This window comes from Roseomonas nitratireducens, from assembly GCF_017813355.1.
In the GTDB taxonomy this organism is placed as follows: Bacteria; Pseudomonadota; Alphaproteobacteria; order Acetobacterales; family Acetobacteraceae; genus Neoroseomonas; species Neoroseomonas nitratireducens.
The window spans coordinates 1-24,906 of sequence record NZ_JAGIYZ010000018.1 but is presented as its reverse complement, the minus strand read 5'-3'; the positions used below and the strand labels follow the sequence as shown (position 1 = coordinate 24,906).

Below are 24,906 nucleotides of genomic sequence, written 5' to 3'. Positions count from 1 at the left end.
CTGCGCGCAACGGCGCGCGACGCGCCGAACGGGAGAGGACACGCCATGCGCGCCATCATCGCGCTTCTCGTCGCCTGCGCGACCGCGCTGGCCGGGCCGGCCGCCGCGCAGGGCGGCTTCCCCGAGCGGCCGGTCCGCATGGTGGTGCCCTTCGCCGCCGGCGGCGCGGCGGACATCGTCTCCCGCCTGGTCGCGCAGGGCATGGCGGAGGATCTCGGCCAGCCGGTGGTGGTGGAGAACCGGGGCGGGTCGGGCGGCGTGATCGGGTCCCAGGCGGCGCTGACCGCGCCGGCGGACGGATACACCATCGTCTTCCACACCGCGTCCTCCGCCGTGCTGAACGTAGCGCTCTACCGCAACCTGCCCTTCGACATGCGGCGGTCCTTCGTGCCGGTCTCGCTCGTCGGGCTGGTGCCGAACATCATCGTGGTGAACCCGCGCCTGCCGGCGGCGAACCTGCGCGAATTCGTCGAGCATGTCCGCCGCAACCCGGGGCGCGTGACCTATGCGAGCTCGGGCCCCGGCACGATCGTGCACCTGTCGGGCCACATGCTCGCCGGGCTGATCGGCGTGGAGATGGTGCATGTGCCCTATCGCGGGTCCGGCCCCGCGCTGAACGACCTGATCGCCGGCACGGTGGACATGATGGTCGACACGCTGCCGCCCTATGTGGCGATGGTGCGCGAAGGGCGCGTGCGGGCGCTCGCCATGGCGACGCGCACGCGCAGCCCCGCCATGCCGGAGGTGCCGACGGCCGAGGAAGCCGGCCTGCCGGGCTATGAAAGCTACAACTGGCACGCCGTCTTCGCGACGGTGGGCACGCCCGCGCCGGTGGTCGCGCGGCTGGAACGCGCCGCGCGCGCCGCGGTCGCCTCGCCCACCATTCGCCAGCGCCTGGTCGATGTCGGCGTCGATCCGCGCGGCGGCAGCGCGGAGGAACTCGCCACCTTCTGGGATGCGCAGCTCGCGCTGTGGATCCCGGTCGCGCGGTCTTCCGGCGCGACGATGGATTGAGGAGAGCGGGCATGGATGACGGCATGCGCTGGCGCGGCGGTGGCTGGGACCTCGAGATCCTGGTCAACGGCTTCCCCGGCAAGGCGGACCCGCATGGCGGCCTCGGCTGGAGCACGGTGCTGCTGCTGCGCGGGCATGGGCGCGTCGTGCTGCTCGATGGCGGCGGCTTCGGCATGCGGCGCGTGCTGGTCGGCATGCTGGCCGCGCGCGGGCTTGCGCCGGGCGACGTCACCGACCTGCTGCTGAGCCACCTGCACCACGACCACTGCGTCAACTGGCCGATCTTCCGGCAGGCGCGCATCCATGCGGGGCGGCGCGAGATGGCCTGGGCGCTCGGCGTGCCCTGGGGGGAGACGCCGGTGCCCGAACACGCCGTGGCCGGCCTGTCCACCTGGCCGACGCTGGTGCTGATGGACGACGGCGCCGAAGTGCTGCCCGGCATCACCGCGCATCTCGCCCCCGGCCATACGCCGGGGCACCTGATCTTCGTCATCAAGGGCGACGGGCAGGATTGCGTGCTGCTGCAGGACGCGGTGAAGAACCGCGTGGAACTCACCACGCGCCGCACCGACATGACCTACGACCCCGCGGTCAGCCGCGCGACGATCGACATGGTGTGGGAGATCTGCCGCGCCCGCCCGGGCTGCGTGCTGATCCCCGGCCATGACCTGCCGATGGTGGTCGAGAACGGCATCCCGCGCGCGATCGGCGCGCACCGGGCCGGCATCAAGGCCTGGTTCGGCGACGACCTGGACACCATGACGCGCTTCGACCTCGCGCCCTGAGGCGCGCGGCGGCGGCGGGAGGAGATGCTGGCATGAAGGTCGGTTTCATCGGGCTCGGCACCATGGGGGCCTTCATGGCCGCCAACATCCAGAAGGCCGGGCATGACCTCGTCATCCACGACGTCAGGCGGGAGGCGGGTGCGAACCGCCTGTCCGCCGGCGCGGTCTGGGCGGAGACGCCCAGGGCGGTGGCCGAGCAATGCGAGGTGGTCTTCACCTCCCTGCCCGGCCCGAAGGAGGTCGAGCCGGTCGTCTTCGGGCCCGAGGGCATCCTCGCCGGCATTCAGCCGGGCGCCGTGCTGTTCGACCTCACGACCAATTCCCAGGCGCTGGTCCGCCGCATCGCCGAGGCGCTGGCCGAGAAGGGCGCCCATGCCTTCGACGCGCCGGTCAGCGGCGGGCCGAAGGGGGCCGAGAGCGGCAAGCTCGCCATCTGGGTCGGCGGCGATCGCGCGATCTACGACAAGTACAAGCCGCTGCTCGACAGCTTCGGCGACCAGGCGGCCTATATCGGCCCGATCGGCACGGCGACGGTCGCGAAGCTCGTGCACAACATGGCCGGCTACGCGATCCAGTCCGTGCTGGCGGAGGTCTTCTCCATGGGCGTGAAGGCGGGGATGGACCCGCTCGAGCTCTGGCGCGTGGTGCGGCAGGGCGCGCTCGGCCGGCGGCGCACCTTCGACCGGCTGGCCGACCAGTTCCTGATCGACCACTACGACCCGCCATCCTTCACGCTGAAGCTGGCGCACAAGGACATCTCGCTGGCGGTGAACATGGGCCGCGAGCTCGGCGTGCCGATGCGCCTGTGCAACCTGACGCTGGAGGATGTGAACGAGGCGCTGAACCGCGGCTGGGAGAACCTCGACAGCCGTTCGCCGATGAAGATGCAGCTCGACCGCGCGGGTGTCGCCATCGCCTGCGACCCGGCGGCGGTGAACGCCGTGCTGGAGGCCGACAAGGGCGGCTGAGGCGCGCCCGCCGCCCGGCGCGTCAGGCCATGAAGCGCGGGGCGTGCGGGGCCGGCAGGTCCATCACGCCCGGCGCGCGCAGCGCCAGCCGCCGCAGCAGGTTGCCCGCGGCGATGCGCCGATACGCCGCGCTGCCGCGCAGGTCGGACAGCGGCGCGATCTCCGCGTCCAGGGCGTGCGCCGCGCGGTCCGCAGCGGCGGCATCGAAGGGCGCGCCGAGCAGCACCGCCTCCGCCCCCGGCGCGCGCGCCGCGCGCGGGCCGCAGCCGCCATGGGCGATGCGCGCCGCGCGCACAACGCCATCCTCGAATTCCAGCAGCACCGAAAGCCCGACCGTCGCGATGTCCTGGTCGTGGCGCTTGGACAGTTTCTCGCAGGCGAGCAGCGCGCCGGACGGCGGGCGCGGGATGTGCACGCGCGCGATGACCTCGTCCGCCGCCAGCGCGGTCGCGCGGTAGCCGGTGATGAAATCCTCCACCGCCAGCACGCGCTCCCCGCGCGGGGAGGCAAGCGTCACCATCGCCCCCAGCGCGATCAGCGGCGGCAGCGAATCCCCGATCGGGCTCGCCGTGCCGAGATTGCCCCCCAGCGTGCCCAGCCCGCGGATCTGCCGCGAGCCGAGCCGCGCGAGCAGCCGCGCGAAGGGGGAAAAATCCTCGTCGCAGGCGGCAAGCAGCCGCCCGTAGGAGACCGCCGCGCCGGCCGTGATGCCGTGCGCGTCGACGGTGAGCGACTGCATCTCCGCCACGTTCAGCAGGCAGATCACCGCGCCGGGCTGTTCGCGGTGTTCCGACACGCGCAGGCCGAGATCGGTGCCGCCGGACAGCAGCCAGGCGTCCGGATGCGCGGCGCGCAGCGCGATCGCCTCATCCAGCCCGCGCGGCAGGAAGAAGCGCTGCGCCGCGGTCGAGACATCGGCCGGCGCGGGGGCGGCGGATGGCGCGGCGGCGCCGTCGTCTCTCATGGCGGCCATCGCGTCCAGGATGGGGCGATAGCCGGTGCAGCGGCAGAGATTCCCGGCCAGCGCCTCGTGCACGTCGCCGCCTTGCCGAGTCCAGGCCCAGGCGGACATGACGATCCCGGGCGTGCAGAAGCCGCATTGCGTGCCGTCGCTGTCCGCCAGCGTCCGCGGCACGGGATGGTCGGAGCCGAGGCCTTCCACCGTGCGGATCGCCCGACCCGCCGCCTGGCCGAGCAGCATCAGGCAGGCATTGACCGGGATGCGCGCCGCGCCCTCCTCGATCACCACCGTGCAGGCGCCGCAATCGCCTTCCGCGCAACCTTCCTTGGTGCCGGGCAGGTGGCCGGGCCCGCGCAGCCAGTCGAGCAGCGTGACGGTGGGCGAGGTGCCCTCGGGCAGCGCGATGTCCTGCCCGTTGAGCGTGAAGCGGATCGGTCCGGCCATGGTGGCGATGTGGTCCATGGCGCGGGGGCAGGCAAGGCGCCTGCCGCTACTCCGCCGCGTCGCGCGCGGCGCGGAGCGGCCCGAGGATCTCCTCGTCATGCTCGCCGGGCTTCGGCAGGTCGTGCCGCACGCCCAGCCGCGCGCCGTCGAAGGTGACGGGCAGCGCCGGCACCGCCCCCGCGCGGCCATCGGGCAGGGTGACGGGCAGCAGCCCGCCGCTGGCCAGCAGATGCGGGTCGGCGAACAGGTCCCAGGGCCTGGCGATGCGGGAGAAGGGCAGGCCGGCGCGCTCGCACATCGCCTCGATCGCCGCGACGTCGTGCTTCACGAGCAGCGACTGCACCAGCGGGATCAGCGTCTCCCGCCGCGACGCACGGTCGGTGTTGGTGGCGTAGGCGGGGTCTTCCAGCGCGGGTTCCTGCAGTTCGCGGCGAAAGATCTCCCATTGCCGGTCGGTGACGACGCCGACGAAGATCTGCTGCCCGTCCCTGGTGTCGAACACGTCATAGACGCCCCAGGCACGGCGGCCGGCGGGCATCGGCGTCGGGTCCTTGCCGGTCATCGCCTGCTGCAGCATGGCGGTGGAGACGAGGAAGGCCGCGTTCTCGAACAGCCCGGACTGCAGGTGCTGGCCGCGCCCCGTGACGTCCCGCTGCCGCAGCGCGGCGAGGATGGCGATGGCGCCGAACATCCCCCCCATCATGTCGTTCACCGGCGCGCCGGCGCGCAGCGGCCGCCCGGGCGGGCCGGTCATGTAGGCAAGGCCGGACTGCATCTGCACCACCTCATCCAAGGCGGTGCGGTTCTCGTACGGGCCGGGCAGGTAGCCCTTGAGCGAGAGGTAGATCAGCCGCGGGTTGCGCGCCGACAGCGCGGCGTAGCCGAGGCCCTTCGATTCCAGCCCGCCGGGGCGGAAATTCTCCAGCACCACGTCGGCCGTGTCGATCAGCCGCTTCAGCGTCTCGATGTCGGCCTCGTCCTCCGTGTCCAGCTGCACGGACTTCTTGTTGCGGCTGAAGGCGGGGAAGAAGCCGGTGCCGGAGGCGGTCAGGTAGCGCGTGCGGTCGCCCTTGCCGGGCGGCTCGATCTTGATGACCTCCGCACCCAGGTCCGCCAGCACCAGGCCGCAGGTCGGGCCCATGACCATGTGCGAGAATTCGACGACGCGGATGCCGGCGAGGGGGAGGGATGTCATGGGGCGTGTCCTTCGCTTCCGGAGGGGCCTTGCCCCTCCGGGCCTCCCCACCAAAGGCCGAAAGGCCTTTGGGAACCGATATCTGGCGCCGAACCTTCCAAGGCGGGGCGCCAACTCATGGATTGCAAAGGCCTTTCGGCCTTTGCCGGGGAGGGTTCGGGAGGGGCGGCGCCCCACCCGCGCGCCGCGCCGCGCCTCACGCCGCCCGCGCCTTCGCCCGGAACCCCGCCAGCGACCCGCCGCGCAGCAGCGCGGAGGGCAGCGTCCGCCCCAGCACGCGCTCCGCGAGATGCCCCGCCGCGATGAGCGCATCGAGGTCGATGCCCGTCGCGATGCCCATCTCCTCGCACAGCAGGACGAGTTCCTCCGTCGCGATGTTGCCCGGCGCGCCGGCATGCCCGGCGAAGGGGCAGCCGCCCGCGCCGCCCACCGCGGCGTCGAACTCGGCCACGCCCATGCGCAGCCCGGCCATGGCGTTGGCGATGCCGAGGCCGCGCGTGTCGTGCAGGTGCAGCGAGACCGCCTGGCCGGGCCAGCGGGAACGCACCTCGCCCACCACGCGCTCGATCAGCAGCGGATTGGCCCAGCCCATCGTGTCGGCCAGCGCGATCTTCTCGATGGCGCAGCCCGTCTCCTCCGCCAGCGCCATCGCTTCCGAAACGGCGGCCACGGCGCGGGCAGGCGCGACATCGCCGGAGAAATTGCACCCGAAGGCCGCCTGGACCGAGACGCGCGTGACCGGCACGCCGGCGGCCTGGTGGGCGGCGATCGTCTCCCGTTGCGCGGCGATCTGCCCGGCGCGGTCGCGGTTCAGGTTCTTCAGCGAGAAGGCCTCGGACGCAGCGACGGTGACGGACCCGTACAGCGTCAGCCTGTCCTTGAAGGCCATCGCGCGGTCCAGCCCCTGCGCGTTGAACCACAGCGCGGTGTAGGCCACGCCCGCGCGCGGCGCGAAGCCGGCGACGACGGCATCGGCATCGGCCCAGCCCGGCACGCGCTTGGGGCTGACGAAGGAGGCGACCTGGATGCGCGGCGCGCCGGTCGCCGACAGCGCGTCGATCAGCGCGATCTTGTCCTGCGTCGGCACGGGCGTGGCGGCGATCTGGAAGCCTTCGCGCGGGCCTTCCTCGGTGATGCGCACGGCGCGCGGCAGGTCGGACATGGCGGGTCTCCTCGCTCCGGCGGGACTATCGCGCGGCGCGGGGCGTGGCGTCGAGGCGGCGGAAGACCAGCATCAGGTTGTTCGCCGGCATCGCGACGATCTCCTGCGCCGCAAAGCCCTGCCCGGCGGCCAGCGCGGCCACCGCCTCCAGGTCCCGAACGCCCCAGGACGGGTCGCGGGCGCGCAGGTCCGCGTCGAAGGCCTCGTTGGACGGCGCGGTATGCGCCCCGCCGCGCCGGAAGGGGCCATAGAGCACCAGCGTCGCGCCGAGCCCGGCGGCGCCGCGGACCAGCCCCTCGCAGGCCGCCCAGGGGGCGATGTGGATCATGTTGATGCACAGCACGGCATCGGCGGCCGCGACCGGCCAGGGCAGGGTGGCGGCATCCAGCGCGATCGCCGGCCGGATGTTGGGCAGCGCGGCCTCCGCCGCCCAGGCATCGATGCTGGCCCGCGCCTCGGGGTCCGCGTCGCTCGGCTGGAAGGCCAGGCCCGGCAGGGCGGCGGCGAAATGGATCGCGTGCTCGCCGCTGCCGCTCGCGACTTCCAGCACCAGCCCCGCCGCGGGCAGGCGGGGGCGGAGCGCGGCCAGGATGGGGTCCCGGTTGCGCGCGGCGGCGGGGGCGCGGCGGCGGAGGTCGGTCTCGGTCATGGGGGCGGGATAGCCCCCCCACCGCCGCCGGCAAGCCCTGCACGCATGGCGTGTGGTTTCCGGTGGCGTTCTGCCGCCATTTGCGCCATAGGAGCGCCCGGGTGCGACCCGGCCGCTTGCCGCGCCGCGCCCGACCGCCGCGACCGCGGCGGGCAAACAGCGAACACCGCGTGCCCCGGAGCCTGGACCGGCGCGGCGTTTCCGGCCACATGGGCGGCCTTCCCGTCGCGCCCGCGCGATGGGCCCACCCCATGCCGCCCGAGACGCCGACACCCCGGCCCACTCTCCCGGCGCTCGTCAGGTCGCACCTGTTCCGCCCTCCGCGTCGCTCCCGGGGCCTGCCAAGGCCCCATCCCGCCGTGCTGGCGCCCGCGAAGGACGGGTGCGCACGGCCCGTGCGGCGCCCGCGCCGCACCCGAGAGGACGCAAGATGTTCGAGAACTACTTCCGCAAGGAAATCCCCTGGGGCGGCAAGACCCTGGTGCTGGAAACCGGCAAGGTCGCCCGCCAGGCCGATGGCGCCGTGCTCGCGCGCCTGGGCGACACCATCGTGCTGTGCACCGCCGTCGGCGCGCGATCGGTGAAGCCCGGCCAGGACTTCTTCCCCCTGACCGTGAACTACCAGGAGAAGGCCTTCGCCGCGGGCAAGATCCCCGGCGGCTTCTTCAAGCGCGAAGGCCGCCCGTCCGAGTTCGAGACGCTGACCTCCCGCCTGATCGATCGGCCGATCCGCCCGCTGTTCCCGGACGGGTTCCGCAACGAGGTGCAGGTCGTCGCCACCGTGCTGTCGCACGACATGGAGAATGAGGCCGACATCGTCGCCATGGTCGGCTGCTCCGCCGCGCTGACGCTGTCGGGCATCCCCTTCTTCGGCCCGATCGCCGGCGCCCGCGTGGGCTACGTCAACGGCCAGTACGTGCTGAACCCGACCGCCGAGGAGCGCAAGGCGAGCGTGCTCGACCTCGTCCTCGCCGGCACGGCCGAGGGCGTGCTGATGGTGGAATCCGAGGCGAGCGAGCTGACCGAGGAGGTCATGCTCGGCGCCGTCGAGTTCGGCCACCGGTCGTTCCAGCCGGTGATCCAGGCGATCATCGCCCTGGCCGAGGTCGCGGCGAAGGAACCCTGGCCCCTGCCGGAGGAAAGCGAGGCGACCAAGGCGCTCAAGAAGCGCATCGCCGAGCTCGGCCGCGCCGACATGGCGGTCGCCTACACCGAAACCCAGAAGCTGCTGCGGCAGGAGAAGGTGGGCGCGGTCAAGAAGGCCGTGGTCGCTGCACTGGAAGCCGAGGGCGCGGACGTCGCCGCGGCGAAGGGCCTGCTGAAGGAGCTGGAGGCGGACGTCGTCCGCAACAACATCCTCGACACCGGCAAGCGCATCGACGGGCGCGACACGCGCACCGTGCGCCCGATCATGTCCGAGGTGGGCGTGCTGCCGCGCGCGCATGGGTCCGCGCTGTTCACGCGCGGCGAGACGCAGGCGCTCTGCGTCGCCACGCTCGGCACCGGGCAGGACGAGCAGATCATCGACGCCCTCACGGGCGAGTACCGTGAGGACTTCATGCTGCACTACAACTTCCCCCCCTACAGCGTGAACGAGACGGGCCGCATGGGCAGCCCGGGCCGTCGCGAAGTGGGCCACGGCAAGCTGGCCTGGCGGGCGATCCACCCGCTGCTGCCGGAGAAGGAGAAGTTCCCCTACACGATCCGCGTGGTCTCCGAGATCACGGAATCGAACGGCTCCTCCTCGATGGCCACCGTCTGCGGCACCTCGCTGTCGCTGATGGATGCCGGCGTGCCGCTGAAGCGCCCCTGCGCCGGCATCGCCATGGGCCTGATCAAGGAAGACCGCGGCTTCGCGGTGCTGTCCGACATCCTCGGCGACGAGGACCATCTCGGCGACATGGACTTCAAGGTCGCCGGGACGGATACGGGCATCACCAGCCTGCAGATGGACATCAAGATCACGTCCATCACCTTCGAGATCATGAAGATCGCGCTGGACCAGGCGCGCGACGGCCGCCTGCACATCCTGGGCGAGATGTCGAAGGGCCTGACCGGCCACCGCACGGATGTCGCGGCGACCGCGCCGCGCATCACCGTCATCAACGTGCCGAAGGACAAGATCCGCGACGTGATCGGTTCGGGCGGCAAGGTGATCCGCGAGATCACCGAGCAGACCGGCACCAAGATCGACATCGAGGACGACGGCACGATCAAGGTGGCGGCGACCAGCATCGAGGCCGCGCAGAAGGCGATCGACTGGATCCGCGGCATCGTGGCCGAGCCCGAGATCGGCGTGATCTACAACGGGAAGGTCGTGAAGACCGCCGAGTTCGGCGCCTTCGTGAACTTCCTCGGCGCCAAGGACGGCCTCGTCCACATCAGCGAGCTGGCGCAGGAGCGGGTGAACAAGACCACCGACATCGTCAAGGAAGGCGACCAGGTGAAGGTCAAGGTCATCGGCTTCGATGAGCGCGGAAAGGTGAAGCTGTCCATGCGCGTGGTCGACCAGGCCACCGGCGCGGACATCACCGAGCAGGTCGGCGCCCGTCGCCCGCGCGAGGGCGGCGACGATCGTGGCGAGCGTCGCGACCGTGGCGAGCGCGGCGGCGAGCGGCGTGACCGCGGCGAGCGGCGCGAGCGCGGCGACGCCGCGGACTGAACCAATAACCAAGTGCCGGCCGGGGTCTTTAGATCGGCCCCGGCCGGTGCCATAATCACGTCATGTTTCTCCGGGGAGCGTCCCTAACTTGAAGGCCATCAACGCGATCCGCATGGGCGGGGTCGAGGTCCTGCCGTTGGTCGAAGGCGGCAAGGGCGTGTCCGTTTCGAACGGCGCATCCTGCGGGGCCTGGGCGGCCTCCGGCGGGGTCGGTACCTTCTCCGCGGTCAATGCGGATTCCTACGATGCGGATGGGCGGCCCATCCCGCAGATCTACCACGGCAAGACGCGGCGGGAGCGGCACGAGGAACTCGTCCGCTACGCGATCGACGGCGCCGTGACGCAGGCGAAGCGCGCCTGGGACATGGCCGGCGGCAAGGGCCGCATCCACGCCAACATCCTGTGGGAGATGGGCGGCGCGGAACGCGTCGCGCGCGGGATGCTGGAAGGTGCGCGGGGCCTGATCCACGGCGTCACCTGCGGCGCCGGCATGCCCTATCGCCTGGCCGACGTCGCGCGCGACTTCGGCATCCACTACTACCCGATCGTCTCCTCGGGCCGCGCCTTCAGCGCGCTGTGGAAGCGCGCCTACCACAAGACGCGCGAATGGCTCGGCGGCGTGGTCTACGAGGACCCGTGGCTGGCCGGCGGCCATAACGGGCTGTCGAACTCCGAGGACCCGAAGCGGCCGGAGGACCCCTACCCCCGCGTGCTGAAGCTGCGCCAGCAGATGCGCGAATTCGGCCTGGACGACACCCCCATCATCATGGCGGGCGGCGTCTGGTGGCTGGAGGAATGGGAGCACTGGATCGACAATCCCGAGCTCGGCCCCATCGCCTTCCAGTTCGGCACCCGCCCGCTGGTGACGAAGGAAAGCCCGATCTCGGACGCCTGGAAGCAGCGGCTGCTGACGCTGAAGGCGGGCGACGTGTCGCTGCAGCCCTTCTCGCCCACCGGCTTCTACAGCAGCGCCGTGCGCAACGAGTTCCTCCGGGAGCTCGAGGACCGCAACGAGCGCCAGGTCGCCTACACCAGCGAGCCGATCGGCGAGCACCTGTCGGAATACGGCGTCGGCCCGCGCAAGCGGCCCGTCTACGTCGCGCCGCACGACCTCGCCCGCATCAACCACTGGGAAGCCGAAGGCTTTACCGAGGCGATGCGCACGCCGGACAACACGCTGATCTTCGTGACCCCCGACAAGGCGCGGGAGATCGTGAAGGACCAGGTCGACTGCATGGGCTGCCTGTCGCACTGCCGCTTCAGCAACTGGTCGCAGAACGAACCCGAGTTCAGCACCGGCAAGAAGGCCGACCCGCGGTCCTTCTGCATCCAGAAGACGCTGCAGGACGTCGCACATGACGGCGCGCTGGAGCGCAACCTGATGTTCGCCGGCCACAACGCCTACCGGTTCGGCTCCGACCCCTTCTATTCGAACGGGTTCGTGCCGACCGTGAAGCAGCTGGTCGAGCGGATCACCACGGGGCGGTAGCGCGGCCCCCCTTTCCCCCTGGCGCCGCCTTACGGGTGGCGCCAGGGCACCTCCGGCGGCGCCGGCTCGGTCGGATCGACGCGCAGCATCTGCCCGTTCATCACGCTTTGACCCGTCAGGGCCATGATGAACCCCCAATGCGAAACGACCAGCGTGTGCGCCCAGTCGTCGAGCGCGGCCATCTCGGCGCGGAACAGCGCCGCGCGGTCCTCGACCTGCGTCGCGGGCTCCTCCTCGGCCGGCCACCACACCTCATCCAGCCCGTCGAGCGCGAGGTCGGGGAAGGCCATCCGCAGCTCGGTCGCCGGGCTGCCGATGTCGCAGGTGAAGGCGTAGCGTTCCCGCACCAGCGGCGTGACGATCAGCGGCAGCCCCAGCCGTCGCGCCACCGGCCGGGCCGTCTGGATCGCGCGGCGGTAGGGGGAGACGAGGATGCGGCAGATTTTCTCCCCCGCCAGCGCCTCGGCCGCCGCCTCGGCCTGGCTGTGGCCCAGCGGGGTCAGCACCGGGTCGACGATGCCGGGGTCCTTCCGCGTCTGGGTAAAGAGCAGGTTGAACTCGCTCTGGCCGTGGCGGAGCAGGATCATGCGGCGACTTCCCGGATGGCGGACCCAGCGGGCGTAGCCGGGGCGCGGCATCGCCGCAACCGGGCGCCGCGCATGTTGCGGCGGCGCCATGCCCGCCCTAAGTGAGAGATTACAAGGAGAGCAACATGACGGGCGGCCTGCCGATCGACCTGATCCTTTTCGCGATGGTGGCGGCCTTCCTGGTGCTGCGCCTGCGCAGCGTGCTCGGCCGGCGCACCGGCTTCGAGCGCCAGCCCGGCGAAACCGCGCCCGGCGCCGGCCAGGCGCCCGTGGCGCCCGAGGCCGTGCCCGTCGCCCCGCCCGGCCCCGCGCGGCGCGGCGTGCCTGATCCACGCTCCCCCGTCGGGCAGGCGTTGATGCGCATCCGCGGCGTCGATGCCGGCTTCGACCCGGCCGCCTTCCTCGGCGGCGCCGAGGGTGCCTTCCGCATGATCGTCGAGGCCTTCGCCGCCGGCGACCGCATCACCCTGCGCAACCTGCTGTCCGACGACGCCTATGCCGGCTTCGAGGGCGAGATCGCCCGCCGGGAGCAGGAAGGCGAGACGCAGCGCACCGAAATCCGCGCCGTCCACGACATGGGCATCGAGGCCGCCGACCTGCGCGGGACGCTCGCCGAGATCACCGTCCGCATCGTGTCCGACCAGATCAGCCTGACCACGGGCCGGGACGGCTCGATCCTCTCGGGCGCAGAGGCCGTGACCGAGATCACGGACCTCTGGACATTCCAGCGCGATCTTGCGGTCTCCGATCCCACCTGGAAGCTGGTGGGAACCCGGCCCGCCTGAGCCCCGGGCCGGGGCGTCCGCGGCCCTCCCACTTGCCCCCGGAGAGTCGCGGCGCCGGCAGGGCCGGGGTATGCTCCGCCCATGGACCTGCCGCGCCATCCCGGCCGCATCGCCCGGACCATCGCTTTGGCGCTGGTCCTCGGCGCCTTTGCGACCGGCGCCTGGGCCCAGCATGGCGGCCCCTCGCCCGAGCCTGAAGCCAGGCCCGAGGAAGCCGGTCCGCCCGCCCCTCCGCCGCTTCGCCCCGTCGCCTTCGACGACCTGCCCGGCTGGGCATCCGACGGGCATGCCGAGATCCTGCCGACCCTGGCCGCCTCCTGCGCCGCGCTGCGGCCGATGCGCCCGGACGCGGTGCTGGGCGGGCAGGGCGAAGCCGCGCTGCGCGCCGGCAGCCCCGCGGCCTGGCAGGAGATCTGCGTCGCGCTGCGCGCGCTGGAACGCAGCCTGCCACGGCCGCCGCGCCCCGGCACGGGCCGCGCGCATGACCGCCGCGTCGCCGCCTGGATCGCGGCCAAGCACCTCGCGGTGCGGGAATTCATCGAGGCCCGCTTCCAGCCCTTCGCCGCCGGCGCCGGCATCATGACCGGCTACTACGAGCCGATCCTGCGCGGCGCCCCGGCGCCGGACGACACCTTCCGCACGCCGCTGCACGCCCGCCCGCCGGAACTGCTGGAACAGCCCGTCAACGGCAACCCGCTGCGCCGCCGCTACGGCATGATGGTCGATGGCCGCATCGAGCCCTTCCACGACCGCGCGACGATCGAAGGCGGCGCGCTGTCCGGGCGCGGGCTCGAGCTCGTCTGGGTGGACGATCCGGCGGATGCCTTCTTCCTCCATATCCAGGGCTCCGGCCGCGTGGTGATGCCGGATGGGGAGGTGCTGCGCATCGGCTATGCCGGCCAGAATGGCCGGCCCTATGTCTCGATCGGGCGGCTGCTGATCGACCGGGGCGAGATCGGCCGCGACCAGATGTCGATGCAGGCGCTGCGCGCCTGGCTCTCGAATGCGGGGCATGACCGCGCGACGGAACTGCTGCGGGGCAATCCCTCCTACATCTTCTTTCGCAGGGTCGAGGGGCTGACGCCCGACCAGGGCCCGATCGGCGCCATGGGCGTGCCGCTGACCCCGCAGCGCAGCGTCGCGGTGGACCGCGCCTTCATTCCGCTCGGCCTGCCGATGTTCGTCACGGTGCGCGACCCGATGGCGCGGCGGGACGCGCCGCCGGCCGGACGGCTCGTCGTCGCGCAGGATACGGGTGGCGCGATCCGCGGCCCCGCGCGCACCGACTTCTTCTGGGGCTGGGGGCCGGAAGCGGGCGACCGCGCCGGCCGCATGCGCGACGAGGCGGAGGTCTTCCTGCTGCTCCCGCGCCCGGTGGAGGTCGCGGTCGGCGAATAGCCGCGGCATGGACAGGCCGCCGCGCCCCGCGCAAGTTTCGCGCGGGAGGACCCGCCGTGACCGAATGGCCCGCGACGATCGAGGACGAGACCGCGCTCGAGGAGGTGCTCTCGCGCCCCGACCCGGCGCTGGTGGCCGACCTCGCGCGCGCGCCGGGGGACATCCTGGTGCTCGGCGCCGCGGGCAAGATGGGGCCCACGCTCTGCCGCCAGGCCAGGCGCGCCGATCCGACGCGTCGCGTCATCGCCGTGGCGCGCTGGACCGAGGAAGGGCTCCGCGCGCGGATGGAATCCTGGGGCATCGAGACGCTGGCGGCGGACCTGACCGACCGCGCCGCGCTCGCCGCCCTGCCCGATGCGCCGAACGTGGTGTTCATGGCGGCGCGCAAGTTCGGCAGCAGGGGGAACGAGCCGCTCACCTGGGCGATGAACGTGCTGCTGCCGGCGATGGTGGCGGAACGCTGGGCCGCGTCCCGCATCGTGTTCTTCTCGACCGGCAACGTGCTGCCGCTGGTGCCGGTCGGATCGGGTGGCGCCACCGACGATACGGCGCCCTCGCCCATCGGCGACTACGCGGCCTCCTGCCTCGGGCGGGAACGGGCCTTCCAGCATGCCGCGGCATCGCGCGGGACGCGCTGCTTCGGCATCCGGCTGAACTACGCGATCGACCTGCGATACGGCGTGCTGCACGACGTCGCGGCGAAGGTGGCCGCCGGCACGCCGGTACCGCTCTCCATGGGCCATGCCAACGTCATCTGGCAGGGCGACGCGAATGCCTGGACGCTGCGCGCGCTGGCGCGGGCGGATGCGACCTGCCCCATCCTGAACGTGACGGGGCCTGAGACGGTCTCGATCCGCTGGCTGGCGCGCGAATTCGGCGCGCGATTCGGCCGCGCGCCGGAGCTGACGGGTGCCGAGGCGCCGGACGCGCTGCTGTCCAACGCCGCGCGCGCCTTCGCCGAATTCGGCTACCCGACGGTGCCGCTGGCGCGGATGGTCGACTGGGTGGCGGGCTGGGTGGCGCGCGGCGGCCGCAGCCTGGGCAAGGCCACCAAGTTCGAGGTGCGGGACGGAAAGTTCTGATGGAGCAGACCCGCCCGCTTTCCCCCCGCGCCGCGGCGACGCGCCAGCGCATCCTCGATGCGGCGCTCGCGGAATTCGCGCTGAACGGCCTGGCGGGCGCGCGGGTGGATGAGATCGCGGCGCGTTCCGGCGCCAACAAGCGGATGCTCTACGCGCATTTCGGCTCGAAGGAGGAGCTGTGGCTGACGGTGCTGGAACGCGCCTATGCCGCCAAGCGCGCCGAGGAACGGGCGCTCGAGGTGCACGACCTGCCGCCGGCCGAGGCGATGGCGCGGCTGGTGCGCTTCAACCTGCGCTACACGGCGGCGCATCCGGAATTCGTCGCCCTGCTGAACCAGGAGAACATCCACCGCGCGGCCTACCTCCAGCGCAGCAGCGCGGTGCCCGCGCTCTATTCCCCGCTGGTGGACGAGCTGCGGGAGACGCTGCGCCGCGGGGCGGAGGCGCGGGTGTTCCGCCGCGACGTCGATCCGCTCCAGCTCTATGTGACGATGCTCGGCCTGGGCCATTTCTGGGTGGCGAACCGGCACACGCTGTCCACCATCTTCGGCGCCGATCTCGGCACGGAGGCCGCGCTCGAGGCGCGGGAGCGGCACGTGGTGGAGGTGGTGCTGGGCTACCTCCGGCCGTGACGGGTCAGTAGGTCCGCCCCGCCGGGGTGCTTGCCGTCGCGCCGCTCGCGCGGGCTTCCGCCACGCTCTCCCGCAGGTCCGCGAGATAGCCGTCGACCGCCACGGCGTGCTGCGGATTGAGGTGCAGGTGCACGCCGTCCGGTTCCGCCTGGCGCCCGACGAGCCAGCCGCGCCGGCCCATCGCCTCGGCCACCGCGCCGATGTCGAGCGCCGGATCCTCCGCGCGGTAGACGAGGATGCAGAGCTCGTGCGGCTCGAGCACCGCGAGGCCCGGGATGGCGGCGATGCCGGCGGCGAAGCGGTCGGTCGTCTCCATCAGCAGCCCGGCCCAGCGCATGTAGCCTTCCTCGCCGAGGAAGTTCATCACCGCCCAGGCCGAGGCGACCGCGCCGGCGGGGCGCGAGCCCTGCGTCGTCGGCTGCATGTAGGGCCCGCGTTCCCACACATCGGCCGAGAAATGCTGGTGGCGCAGCAGCGCCGCGTCGCGCAGCAGCAGCAGCGACGCGCCCTTGGCCGTGTAGCCGTGCTTGTGCAGGTCGGCCGAGATGGACGTCACGCCCGGCACGGCGAAGTCGAACTCCGGGACCGGCCGGCCGAGCCTGCGCACGAAGGGCGCGAGGAAGCCGCCCACGCAGGCATCGACATGCATCCAGATGCCGCGCGCGGCGGCGAGCGCCGCGATGTCGGCGATCGGGTCGAAGACGCCGAAGGGATAGCAGGGCGCGCTGCCCACCAGCAGCACCGTCTCCGCGTCCACGCGCGCGGCCATCGCATCGACATCCGCGCGGCGGTCGTTCCGGCGCCCGGGAACGCGCCGGACCTCGAGCCCGAGGTAATGCGCCGCGCGGTCGAAGGTGGGATGCGCGCTGCGCGGCAGCACGATGTTGCCGCGCGCGATCCCCTTCTCCTCCCGCGCCCGGTCGCGCGCGGCCTTCACAGCGAGGAAGATGCTTTCCGACCCGCCGGAGGTGAAGGTGCCGGCCGCATCGCGCGGCGCCTGGAGAAGGGAGAGGCCCATGCCCACCACCTCCTCCTCCAGCCGCTTCACGCTGGGGAAGGCGCGCGTCCCCATCGCGTTCTCGGTCCAGTAGGCGAGGTAGGCGTCCTGCGCGACGCGCGTCACCTCCTCGTCCAGATGGTAGAAATAGACGGCCATGCGCGCGTCCAGCCAGGAGACGTCGCCCGCCTTGGCCGCCTCCAGCTCCGCCATCAGGCTGGCGCGGTCGCGTCCATGGGCGGGCAGCGCGCGCATGGTCAGGCGCGTTCCAGCAGGCCGTAGCGGGCAAGGCGGCGGCAGAAGTCGAGCGCGCCATCGCCGAGCGCCGCCGGCGTCGCGCCTTCCTCCAGCGCCAGCAGCCAGTCGAATTCCTGCTGCGAGAGCTTCTCCGCCCCGCCGTACCAGCGCAGCGCGGCGCCGCCCTCGGCGAAGGGGACCAGCGTGTGGTGCATCGTCTCCGACAGCCGCAGCGTGTCGTCCGGCGCCGGCGGCGGCGTCGTCAGCGAGCGGCCGGGCAGCGACATGCGGTCGCGCGCGACGCGGTCGAGCGCCGCGACCGCGATGCGGTCGGCGATGCCGGGCCGTGCCAGCGCGCCGAGCGCCTGGGTGAGCAGCTGCTGGACCGCGCCGACGCCGTCGGCATCCGCGAGGCGCCAGGTGGGAATGGCGGCGCGCAGCGCGGGCTCCTCGGCCTCCAGCTCGGACAGAAGGTTGCGCAGCATCTCGCCGAGGCCGGGTTCCAGCAGGCCGATGGTGATGTGCAGGGAAGGCTCGCCGCCCGCCTGCACCATCGCCTCGTGCATCACGCCGCGCGGCAGGTACAGCACGTCGCCCGGCGCCATCAGCAGCTCATGCGGCTCGCCCTCGGCGGTCGCGTTGTTGGCCCAGGGCGTGTGGCGCGTCGGCGCCGGGAAGGGGATCGCGTCCCACACCCGCCACGCCTTGCGGCCGGAGACCTGCAGCACGAGCACGTCATGCGTGTCGAAATGCACGCGGAAGCCCTGCGCGCCCGGTGGCGTCATGTAGATGTTCGCCTGCACGCCGTGCAGGAAGGCCTTCTCGAGCCCGCGGCAGAACCGGGCGAGCGGCGGATGGATCTCGTGGAATTGCGAGACGACGAGGCTCGCCCCCGCATCGTGCCGGGCGAGCAGGCGCGGCAGGTCCACGCGGTCGCCGCCATCCTCGATGTATTCGTCGACAGGCACCGCCGCGCTGCCCTTGCGCCCGCCATCGGCCATCGACACGCGCGGCGTGCGCGCGGCGTCCGTGCGCAGGAAGGCGTCGAGGTCGGCGATGGAGAGCAGGTCGGAAAAACGATCCGGATCGTTGCCCGGCATCAGCCGCCAGGCGGTGTCTTCGCGCATCGTCAGCCCGTCCTCGAAGGACATGGTTCCGAAGGCAAGGGACCAGGCTTCCTCGGCAAGTGTCGCGCTCATCGCATCCTTCCAGGGCCCGCCGCGTGGCGGGGAGGCATTGACTGACCAGCGCGATATCCGATCTGCCGGATCTGGCCGATCGGCGTTTCCGCGCTGGAAGCCCTTGATTCCAAGGCACGAAATCCGATCGCACCGACCCAGTGTGATCGGATGGCGCCGTAGGGCAATATCCGTTCGGGCGGAATGACCCGATCGGCGGCGCGGCGCCGCTCCACCCTACCGGGCGCCGTCCTAGCGCGCGCTGCCGCGGCCACGCCCGGCGGCGTCGCGCGGGTCGCTGTCGGAGAAGCCGGTGTGCGGCCGCCCGCGCCCGGCCGCATCGCGCGGGTCGCTGTCGGAATAGCCGGTCCGGGGGCGGCCACGCCCGGCGGCGTCGCGCGGATCGCTGTCCGAGTATCCGGTCTGCGGCCGGCCGCGCCCGGCGGCATCGCGCGGGTCGCTGTCGGACATGCCGGTGCGCGGTCGCCCGCGCCCGGCGGCGTCGCGAGGATCGCTGTCGGAGTACCCGGTCTGCGGCCTGCCGTGCCCCGCCGGGTCGCGCGGATCGCTGTCGGATGTGCCGGTGCGCGGCTGTGCCTCGGCGGCCATGGGCAGCGCCGCGGCGGGCACGGCGAGCACGATCAGGCGGCGGCCGAGCCGCCCCCCCTTTTTCGGTGACATCGTCGGGTCAGCGATAGCCGCGGCCGCGGCCCGGCGCGTCGCCCGGGTCGCTGTCGGTCACGTTGCGGCGGTACCCGCCGCGCCCGCGCCCCGCGCCGTCCGACGGGTCGGAATCGTTGATGCCGGTGTAGGGCTGGCCGCGCTGCCGCCAGCCGGTGCCGTAGCCGGAGGGATCGCCCGGGTCGCCGTCGTTGATGCCGGTATAGGCGCGGCCTTGCGGCCTGGCCGGGGCGCGGTAGCCGCCGCGCCCATAGCCCGGGCCGTCGCCGGGGTCGGAATCCGTCAGGCCGGTGCGCGGCGGGCCGCGATAGCCGCCGCGGCCGAAGCCGGGCCCGTCGCCTGGGTCCGCGTCGGTGATGCCCGTGCGGTACTGCACCGGCGTGACGTCGCCGGCCTCGGCCGCCATCGGCGTCGCCGCCGCCATGGCCGCGCCGCCGACCGCAACCTTGAGGACCAGGAGACGCCGGCCGAGACGAGGCCCTGGCGTCGATGAATCGTCGGGCGCCGGCTGCGGCGCCACCTTCTTTCCGTCGGTCATCCGCGTCACAGCTCCTTCCCCCGCGCCATCATCGGCCCGGCGAAGGATTTTCCGCAAGCGCGGTGAAGGGACGGTGAGTGCGCCGCGTCACGTCGCGCGCGGCACCGGGCCGGACGGCGCGATCCCGCCTGAACGACCCTGCCGAACCGATGGCCGGGGGATGTGCCGGTCGGACGCTCAGGCCCGGCCGGCCGTCGGCGTCAGCCGCGCCCGCGACCCGGGGCGTCGCGCGGGTCGCTGTCCGTCACGCTGCGACGGTAGCCGCCGCCGCCGCGCCCATAGCCGGGGCCGTCGCCGGGGTCGGCATCCGTGTAGCCGGTGCGGACGCGGTTGGAGCGGACGCCGCGCCCATAGCCGGGGCCGTCGCCGGGATCGGCATCGGTGTAGCCGGTGCGGACGCGATTGCCGGAATAGCTGCCGCGGCCCTGGCCGGGGCCATCGCTCGGGTCGGCGTCGGTCAGGCCGGTGCGCACCGGGCGCGGCGCGTAGCTCGGACCCGCGGAGGGGCCTGGGACCACCACGCATCCCGCCAGCGCGGGCGCCGTCGCGCCGACCGCAACCACCTTCAGCACCAGGGCGCGGCGCTTCAGGCGCTGCGGCTTCTCATCGTCCGGCATCGAACGTCCTTCCTCAAAGTCGTTGATGATTGTGCAAATTGAGACGCTTGCGCAAGGGGGCCGCATCTCCCCCCCTTCCCGGAGTGGCCTGCGCCAGCGCAGACTCCGGGCATTCAGGGAGGAAATCCGGATCACCGCCATGACCCATCGCCGCACGCTCTTCGCCGCCGCCGCCGCGCTCGGACTCACGCCGCGCCTTGCCGCCGCGCAGCAACGCTATGCCAGCATGTATGTCTTCGTCCCCGCCGGACCGGGCGGCGGCTGGGATGGCCTCGGCCGTGCGATCGAGCAGGTGGCGCGCGGCGCCGGCCTGGTCGGCAACTTCCAGTTCGAGAATGTCGGCGGCGCCGGCGGCACCGTCGGCCTGCCGCGCTTCATCGCGCAGCGCCGCGGCCGCGCCGATGCGGTCATGATCGGCGGCGCGGTGATGGTCGGCGCGGTGCTGACCAACCGCACGCCGGTCGGCATCAAGGACGTCACGCCGATCGCGCGCATGACGACCGAGCCGGGCGTCATCGTCGTGCCGGCAAATTCGGAATTCCGCGACCTGCGCGGCTTCCTCGACGCGCTGAAGGCCAATCCCGGCGCGGTTTCCATCGGCGGCGGCAGCGCCGGCGGCATCGACCACATCACGCTCGGCCTGCTGCTGAAGTCGCAGGGCCGGAACGCGCGGGAAGGGTCCTACGTGGCCTTCGCCGGCGGCGGCCCCGCCCAGGCGGCGATCCTCGGCGCGCAGGTGAAGGCGGGCATTTCCGGCGTGTCGGAATTCTCCGAGCAGATCCGGGCGGGCCGGATGCGCGCGCTCGCGACCACGGGCGATGCGCGCAGCCTCGACGGCGTGCCGACGCTGAAGGAAAGCGGGCTCGACATCGTCATCGGCAACTGGCGCGGCGTGTTCGGCGCGCCGGGCATCAACGCGGCGCAACGCCAGGGGCTGGTGGACTTCTTCACCGCGCTGCACGCGCTGCCGGCCTGGCGGCAGCTGATGGAAACCCGCGGCTGGGACGACGCCTTCCTCACCGGCACGGCCTTCGAGGAATTCCTCGCGCGCGACCAGCGCGAGACGGAAGCCGTGCTGCGCGATGTCGGCCTGGTGACGTGAGGCGCGGGGCCGACGCCGCGGACGTCGCGGCGGGGGTCTTCGTGCTCGGCCTGGGCGGCGTCGCGCTGTGGGCGGCGGCCGCCATCCCGACCTCGCCGCTCTATGCGCAGGTCGGGCCGAAGGTCGTGCCCTATGGCGTCGCCGCCGCGCTGGTGGTGCTGGGCGGGCTGCTGCTCGCCTCGGCGCTGCGCGGGGGATGGAGCGCGGACATCGCCGAGGTGGCGGAGGCCGGGCCGCCGAACCTCCTCTCGCTCGGCTGGCTGGTGGGCGGGCTGGTGCTCAACCTCGTCCTGATCGGCCCGCTCGGCTTCGCGCTGTCGGCCGCGATCCAGTTCGTCTGCACGGCGCGCGCCTTCGGCAGCCGCACGCCGGCGCGCGACGCGGCGATCGCGCTCGCGGTCTCGCTCGGCGCCTTCTTCCTGTTCGTCGAGGCGCTGGGCGTGAACATCGGCGCCGGCCTGCTGGAAGGCGCGATCCTGCGCGCGATGGGGCGGGAGGTGATGTGATGCGCGCGGTGGCAAAGGCGCGACCCGTTCGGATCGAGGCATCGCCTCGATCCGGGAGCGCGAGGCGCGAGCGCGCCCAGGCCAACCGTTGCCGCCCGTGCGCCAGTGCACGGCGCGAAGCCGAGGCCGGCGGATGCCGGCCGCCCGGCGCTTGAGGGCCAGGAAACATGCGCGCCTTCCGCTTCGTCACCGTCGATGTCTTCACCGACCGCCGCTTCGGCGGCAACCAGCTCGCGGTCTTTCCCGACGCGCGCGGCCTGACCGATGCCGAGATGCAGGCGCTCGCCGCCGAGTTCAACCTCAGCGAGACGACCTTCGTCCTGCCGCCCGCGAACCCGCAGCACAGCGCGCGCGTGCGCATCTTCAACCGCGTGGCGGAGATGGCCTTCGCCGGACATCCGAATGTCGGCACCGCCTATGTGCTGGCGCGGGAAGATGAGGAAAGCCCGCGCGCCTATCGCTTCGAGGAACCGGCGGGGCTCGTCGAGGTGACGCTCACGCGCGACGCCGCCGGCCGCGTGACGGGGGCGGAGGTCGCCGCGCCGCAGCCGCTGCGCATCGGCGCGACTCTGCCGGTCGCGACCGCCGCGGCCTGCGCCGGGATCCCGGAGGCCGCGGTGCTGACCGCGCGCCATGCGCCGACGCTCGCCGCTGATGGCGGCAACCACCGGCTGCTGGTGGAAGTGACGCCGGAAGCCCTCGCCGCCGCGCAGCCCGACCTCGCCGCCTTCCAGCGCGCGGTCGCCGAGCATGCGGAGGCGACGGGCGGCTTCCTCTCGCTCTACATCTACGCGCCCGATGGCGGCGTGGCGCGGGCGCGGATGTTCTCGCCGCTCGCCGGCACCTGGGAGGATTCGGCGACGGGCTCCGCGGCGACGCCGCTCGCGGGCTTCCTGCTGCACCTGTCGGGCGCGGCCGAAGGCGCGTGGGAGATCACGCAGGGCGTGGAGATGGGGCGGCCGAGCCTGCTCCTCGCCCGCGCCTGGCGCACGCCGGAGGGCATCCGCGCGAGCGTCGCGGGGCGCTGCGTGCCCGTGCTGCGCGGGGAAGCGGTTCTCTAGAGCGGTATCCGGCCCGCCGGAACGCCGCGGCCGCGGGGCGCGTGCCGGCGCATGGGTTGCGCCTGCTGCGTGCCGTGCCCATCTCCGTCATGGCCGACCCGCATGGATCGAAGAAGATCCCTGGGTGCCCGCGCGGCAGCGGGCTGCGAACCGCGCTCCACGACCGACGATCCGAAGCCGCCCCGCGCGGTCGCGACCAGCCCATGAGGGAATGCGCGATGCCGGTGCTCGGTATCCATCACGTCACGACGTACCGGTACCGGCAACCCGTCGCCTTCGGCGAGCATCGGATGATGTTCCGCCCGCGGGAGGGGCATGACCAGCGGCTGATCGAGGCGAAGCTCGAGATCACGCCTGAACCCTCCGAGATCCGCTGGCTGCACGACGTCTTCGGCAACAGCGTCGGCATCGCGCGCTTCTCGTCGCGCGCGAGCGAGTTGCGGTTCGCGAGCAGCGTCTGGATCGACCATACGCCGCTCAACGCGCTCGACTACCCGATCGCGCGCGATGCCGAGACCTTCCCCTTCTCCTACGATGTCGAGGACATGGCGGATCTCGCGCGCTCGATCGAGCGGCAATACCCGGACCCCGACCACCTGGTGGAACGCTGGGCGCGGCAGTTCGTCAGGCGTGACGGCCCGACGGGCACGCGCGCCCTGCTCGCGGATCTCACCCATGGGGTCCGCCGGCACTTCGCCTATGTCGCCCGGTCCGAGCGGGGCGTGCAGGAACCTCTCGCGACGCTGCGCCTCGGCAGCGGCACCTGCCGCGACTTCGCGGTCTTCCTGATCGAGGCGCTGCGCGCGCTCGGCCTCGCGGCGCGCTTCGTCTCCGGCTACCTCTACGCGCCGGAACCCAGCGGCCGGCTCGGCGGCGGCGCGACCCATGCCTGGCTTCGCGTCTATGTGCCGGGCGCCGGCTGGGTCGAGCTCGATCCGACCAACGGCATCATCGGCAACCGTGACCTCGTCCGGGTCGCCATCGCCCGCGACCATCGCCAGGTCCTGCCGCTGCACGGGACATGGACGGGCTTTCCCTCGGACGATCTCGGCATGACGGTCGACGTCAGCGTCACGGATGCCCGGTCCCGGTGACGAACCCCCCGCCGGGCCCCGGGTGATCGGGCCCTTCGCCACCTTTCCTCGCCACCGGCCCGTCGCCGCCGGCGTCTCGTTCCGAAGGAGCTTTCCATGCGCATCGGCGCCGGCTGCCAGATTGTCTACGACTGCCCGCAGCCCACGCCGATGCTGCTCGTGGTCACGCCACATCCCTCCCGCGCGCCCGACCTGGTCGGGCCGCACAGCCTGGACTTCGATCCGCCGGTCGCGGCCAGGAGCTACAGCGACGGCTTCGGCAATGTCTGCACGCGCATCGTCGCACCGGCCGGGCGGCTGACCATCGCCACGCGGCTGGTCGTCGAGGATTCCGGCATGCCGGACCCCGTCATCCGGGCGGCGTGGCAGCGTTCGGTCGAGGAATTGCCGGACGAGATGCTGATCTATCTCCTCGGCAGCCGGTACTGCGACACCGACCGGCTGTCGGACATCGCCTGGTCGCTGTTCGGCCAGGGGCCGACCGGCTGGGACCGGGTGCAGGCGATCTGCGACTACGTGCATGACCGCATCGCCTTCGGCTACGAGCATGCGCGCGCCACGCGCACCGCATCGGAAGCCTTCATGGAGCGGCGGGGCGTGTGCCGGGACTACGCGCACCTCGCGATCACGCTGTGCCGCTGCGTCAACATCCCCGCGCGCTACTGCACGGGCTACCTGGGCGACATCGGCATGCCGCCGCCCTACGGGCCGATGGATTTCGCCGCGTGGTTCGAGGTGTATCTCGATGATTGCTGGCACACCTTCGATGCGCGCAACAACGTCCCCCGCATCGGGCGCATCCTGCTCGCGCGCGGCCGCGATGCCACCGACGTCGCCATCGCGACGACCTTCGGGCCCTGCACGCTGGCGGGGTTCAGCGTCTTCACGGACGAGGTTGCGGCTTAGGCAACGTCGCGACCAACGGCATCACCCTGCCCGATGTCGCGCACGGGACCCGGAACGGCGCGCAGGCCGCCCTGGCCGTCGTCCCGCGGAGACCGGCGACCGCGCCGATCCCGCGCGGGTCAGCGCCGTGGCGCGCGCGTCGTGCTGGGCGGCGGGGCGCGGCGCGGCGGCGGTGG

24 protein-coding genes are annotated in these 24,906 nt (G+C 72.7%); 14 read left to right on the top strand and 10 right to left on the bottom strand.

Annotation, left to right across the window (positions count from 1 at the left end; translation table 11 throughout):
- The first annotated feature begins 45 nt into the window (after positions 1–45).
- Genes J5Y09_RS17390 through J5Y09_RS17380 form a run of 3 tightly spaced genes read left to right on the top strand, consistent with a single transcriptional unit; the run spans position 46 to position 2,767 of the window.
- Positions 46–1,014 carry a Bug family tripartite tricarboxylate transporter substrate binding protein gene (locus J5Y09_RS17390; protein WP_209353092.1) on the top strand — a complete coding sequence of 323 codons (969 nt, stop codon included), beginning with the start codon at positions 46–48 and terminating at the stop codon, positions 1,012–1,014.
- 11 nt (positions 1,015–1,025) lie between these two features.
- Positions 1,026–1,799: an MBL fold metallo-hydrolase gene (locus J5Y09_RS17385; RefSeq protein WP_209353091.1), complete on the top strand. Its 774-nt coding sequence runs from the start codon at positions 1,026–1,028 to the stop codon at positions 1,797–1,799.
- 32 nt (positions 1,800–1,831) lie between these two features.
- Positions 1,832–2,767, top strand: a complete 936-nt coding sequence (locus J5Y09_RS17380) for an NAD(P)-dependent oxidoreductase (protein ID WP_209353090.1) — start codon at positions 1,832–1,834, stop codon at positions 2,765–2,767.
- A gap of 22 nt (positions 2,768–2,789) precedes the next feature.
- Here J5Y09_RS17380 and J5Y09_RS17375 read toward each other — a convergent pair whose 3' ends face one another.
- From J5Y09_RS17375 to J5Y09_RS17360, 4 genes are all read right to left on the bottom strand, one after another.
- Positions 2,790–4,190, bottom strand: a complete 1,401-nt coding sequence (locus J5Y09_RS17375; RefSeq protein WP_245217205.1) for an FAD binding domain-containing protein — start codon at positions 4,188–4,190, stop codon at positions 2,790–2,792.
- A gap of 28 nt (positions 4,191–4,218) precedes the next feature.
- Entirely contained in the window at positions 4,219–5,367 is a 1,149-nt protein-coding gene (locus tag J5Y09_RS17370) for a CaiB/BaiF CoA transferase family protein (protein ID WP_209353089.1), read from the bottom strand.
- Between the two features lie 196 nt (positions 5,368–5,563).
- The gene (locus J5Y09_RS17365) at positions 5,564–6,529 is read right to left on the bottom strand and encodes a hydroxymethylglutaryl-CoA lyase (RefSeq protein ID WP_209353088.1); all 966 of its coding nucleotides are present in this window, start codon (positions 6,527–6,529) and stop codon (positions 5,564–5,566) included.
- Between the two features lie 25 nt (positions 6,530–6,554).
- Positions 6,555–7,178 carry a DUF938 domain-containing protein gene (locus tag J5Y09_RS17360; protein WP_209353087.1) on the bottom strand — a complete coding sequence of 208 codons (624 nt, stop codon included), beginning with the start codon at positions 7,176–7,178 and terminating at the stop codon, positions 6,555–6,557.
- A gap of 430 nt (positions 7,179–7,608) precedes the next feature.
- On the opposite strand from J5Y09_RS17360, the gene pnp reads away from it, so the two are divergent.
- Positions 7,609–9,840, top strand: a complete 2,232-nt coding sequence (gene pnp, locus J5Y09_RS17355; RefSeq protein ID WP_209353086.1) for a polyribonucleotide nucleotidyltransferase — start codon at positions 7,609–7,611, stop codon at positions 9,838–9,840.
- Positions 9,841–9,928: 88 nt separating this feature from the next.
- A complete protein-coding gene (locus J5Y09_RS17350; RefSeq protein WP_209353085.1) occupies positions 9,929–11,329 on the top strand; it encodes an NAD(P)H-dependent flavin oxidoreductase in 1,401 nt (466 codons plus the stop codon).
- A 29-nt stretch (positions 11,330–11,358) separates the two neighbouring features.
- Here the strand turns inward: J5Y09_RS17350 and J5Y09_RS17345 are convergent, their stop codons facing one another.
- The gene (locus tag J5Y09_RS17345; RefSeq protein ID WP_209353084.1) at positions 11,359–11,916 is read right to left on the bottom strand and encodes a histidine phosphatase family protein; all 558 of its coding nucleotides are present in this window, start codon (positions 11,914–11,916) and stop codon (positions 11,359–11,361) included.
- 125 nt (positions 11,917–12,041) lie between these two features.
- On the opposite strand from J5Y09_RS17345, the gene J5Y09_RS17340 reads away from it, so the two are divergent.
- The 4 genes from J5Y09_RS17340 (at position 12,042) to J5Y09_RS17325 (ending at position 15,813) form a co-directional block, all read left to right on the top strand.
- A complete protein-coding gene (locus J5Y09_RS17340) occupies positions 12,042–12,701 on the top strand; it encodes a Tim44/TimA family putative adaptor protein (RefSeq protein ID WP_209353083.1) in 660 nt (219 codons plus the stop codon).
- 81 nt (positions 12,702–12,782) lie between these two features.
- The gene (mltA, locus tag J5Y09_RS17335) at positions 12,783–14,099 is read left to right on the top strand and encodes a murein transglycosylase A (RefSeq protein ID WP_209353082.1); all 1,317 of its coding nucleotides are present in this window, start codon (positions 12,783–12,785) and stop codon (positions 14,097–14,099) included.
- Between the two features lie 56 nt (positions 14,100–14,155).
- Positions 14,156–15,181, top strand: coding sequence for an NAD-dependent epimerase/dehydratase family protein (locus J5Y09_RS17330; protein ID WP_209353081.1), 1,026 nt, complete (start codon positions 14,156–14,158; stop codon positions 15,179–15,181).
- Positions 15,181–15,813, top strand: a complete 633-nt coding sequence (locus J5Y09_RS17325; protein WP_209353080.1) for a TetR family transcriptional regulator — start codon at positions 15,181–15,183, stop codon at positions 15,811–15,813. The genes J5Y09_RS17330 and J5Y09_RS17325 overlap by 1 nt, the downstream gene beginning before the upstream one ends.
- 4 nt (positions 15,814–15,817) lie before the next feature.
- Here J5Y09_RS17325 and J5Y09_RS17320 read toward each other — a convergent pair whose 3' ends face one another.
- The 5 genes from J5Y09_RS17320 to J5Y09_RS17300 form a co-directional block, all read right to left on the bottom strand.
- Entirely contained in the window at positions 15,818–17,065 is a 1,248-nt protein-coding gene (locus tag J5Y09_RS17320; RefSeq protein ID WP_209353079.1) for a pyridoxal phosphate-dependent decarboxylase family protein, read from the bottom strand.
- Between the two features lie 2 nt (positions 17,066–17,067).
- Complete coding sequence (locus J5Y09_RS17315) at positions 17,068–18,246, bottom strand: cupin domain-containing protein (protein ID WP_209353078.1); 1,179 nt, start codon at positions 18,244–18,246, stop codon at positions 17,068–17,070.
- Between the two features lie 231 nt (positions 18,247–18,477).
- Complete coding sequence (locus tag J5Y09_RS17310) at positions 18,478–18,906, bottom strand: hypothetical protein (RefSeq protein ID WP_209353077.1); 429 nt, start codon at positions 18,904–18,906, stop codon at positions 18,478–18,480.
- 7 nt (positions 18,907–18,913) lie between these two features.
- On the bottom strand, positions 18,914–19,444 hold the full coding sequence (locus tag J5Y09_RS17305) for a hypothetical protein (RefSeq protein WP_209353076.1): 531 nt from the start codon (positions 19,442–19,444) through the stop codon (positions 18,914–18,916).
- A 200-nt stretch (positions 19,445–19,644) separates the two neighbouring features.
- The gene (locus J5Y09_RS17300) at positions 19,645–20,061 is read right to left on the bottom strand and encodes a hypothetical protein (protein ID WP_209353075.1); all 417 of its coding nucleotides are present in this window, start codon (positions 20,059–20,061) and stop codon (positions 19,645–19,647) included.
- A gap of 139 nt (positions 20,062–20,200) precedes the next feature.
- Here J5Y09_RS17300 and J5Y09_RS17295 point away from each other — a divergent pair, with 139 nt between their 5' ends.
- The 5 genes from J5Y09_RS17295 to J5Y09_RS17275 all read left to right on the top strand — a co-directional run bounded on the left by J5Y09_RS17295 (position 20,201) and on the right by J5Y09_RS17275 (position 24,730).
- Positions 20,201–21,163, top strand: a complete 963-nt coding sequence (locus J5Y09_RS17295) for a Bug family tripartite tricarboxylate transporter substrate binding protein (protein ID WP_209353074.1) — start codon at positions 20,201–20,203, stop codon at positions 21,161–21,163.
- The gene (locus J5Y09_RS17290) at positions 21,160–21,669 is read left to right on the top strand and encodes a tripartite tricarboxylate transporter TctB family protein (RefSeq protein ID WP_209353073.1); all 510 of its coding nucleotides are present in this window, start codon (positions 21,160–21,162) and stop codon (positions 21,667–21,669) included. Before J5Y09_RS17295 ends, J5Y09_RS17290 begins: the two co-directional genes overlap by 4 nt.
- Positions 21,670–21,836: 167 nt before the next feature.
- Entirely contained in the window at positions 21,837–22,730 is an 894-nt protein-coding gene (locus tag J5Y09_RS17285) for a PhzF family phenazine biosynthesis protein (protein WP_209353072.1), read from the top strand.
- Positions 22,731–22,948: 218 nt separating this feature from the next.
- Positions 22,949–23,824: a transglutaminase family protein gene (locus J5Y09_RS17280; RefSeq protein ID WP_209353071.1), complete on the top strand. Its 876-nt coding sequence runs from the start codon at positions 22,949–22,951 to the stop codon at positions 23,822–23,824.
- Positions 23,825–23,920: 96 nt separating this feature from the next.
- Positions 23,921–24,730, top strand: coding sequence for a transglutaminase domain-containing protein (locus J5Y09_RS17275; RefSeq protein ID WP_209353070.1), 810 nt, complete (start codon positions 23,921–23,923; stop codon positions 24,728–24,730).
- The last annotated feature ends 176 nt before the right edge of the window (positions 24,731–24,906 follow it).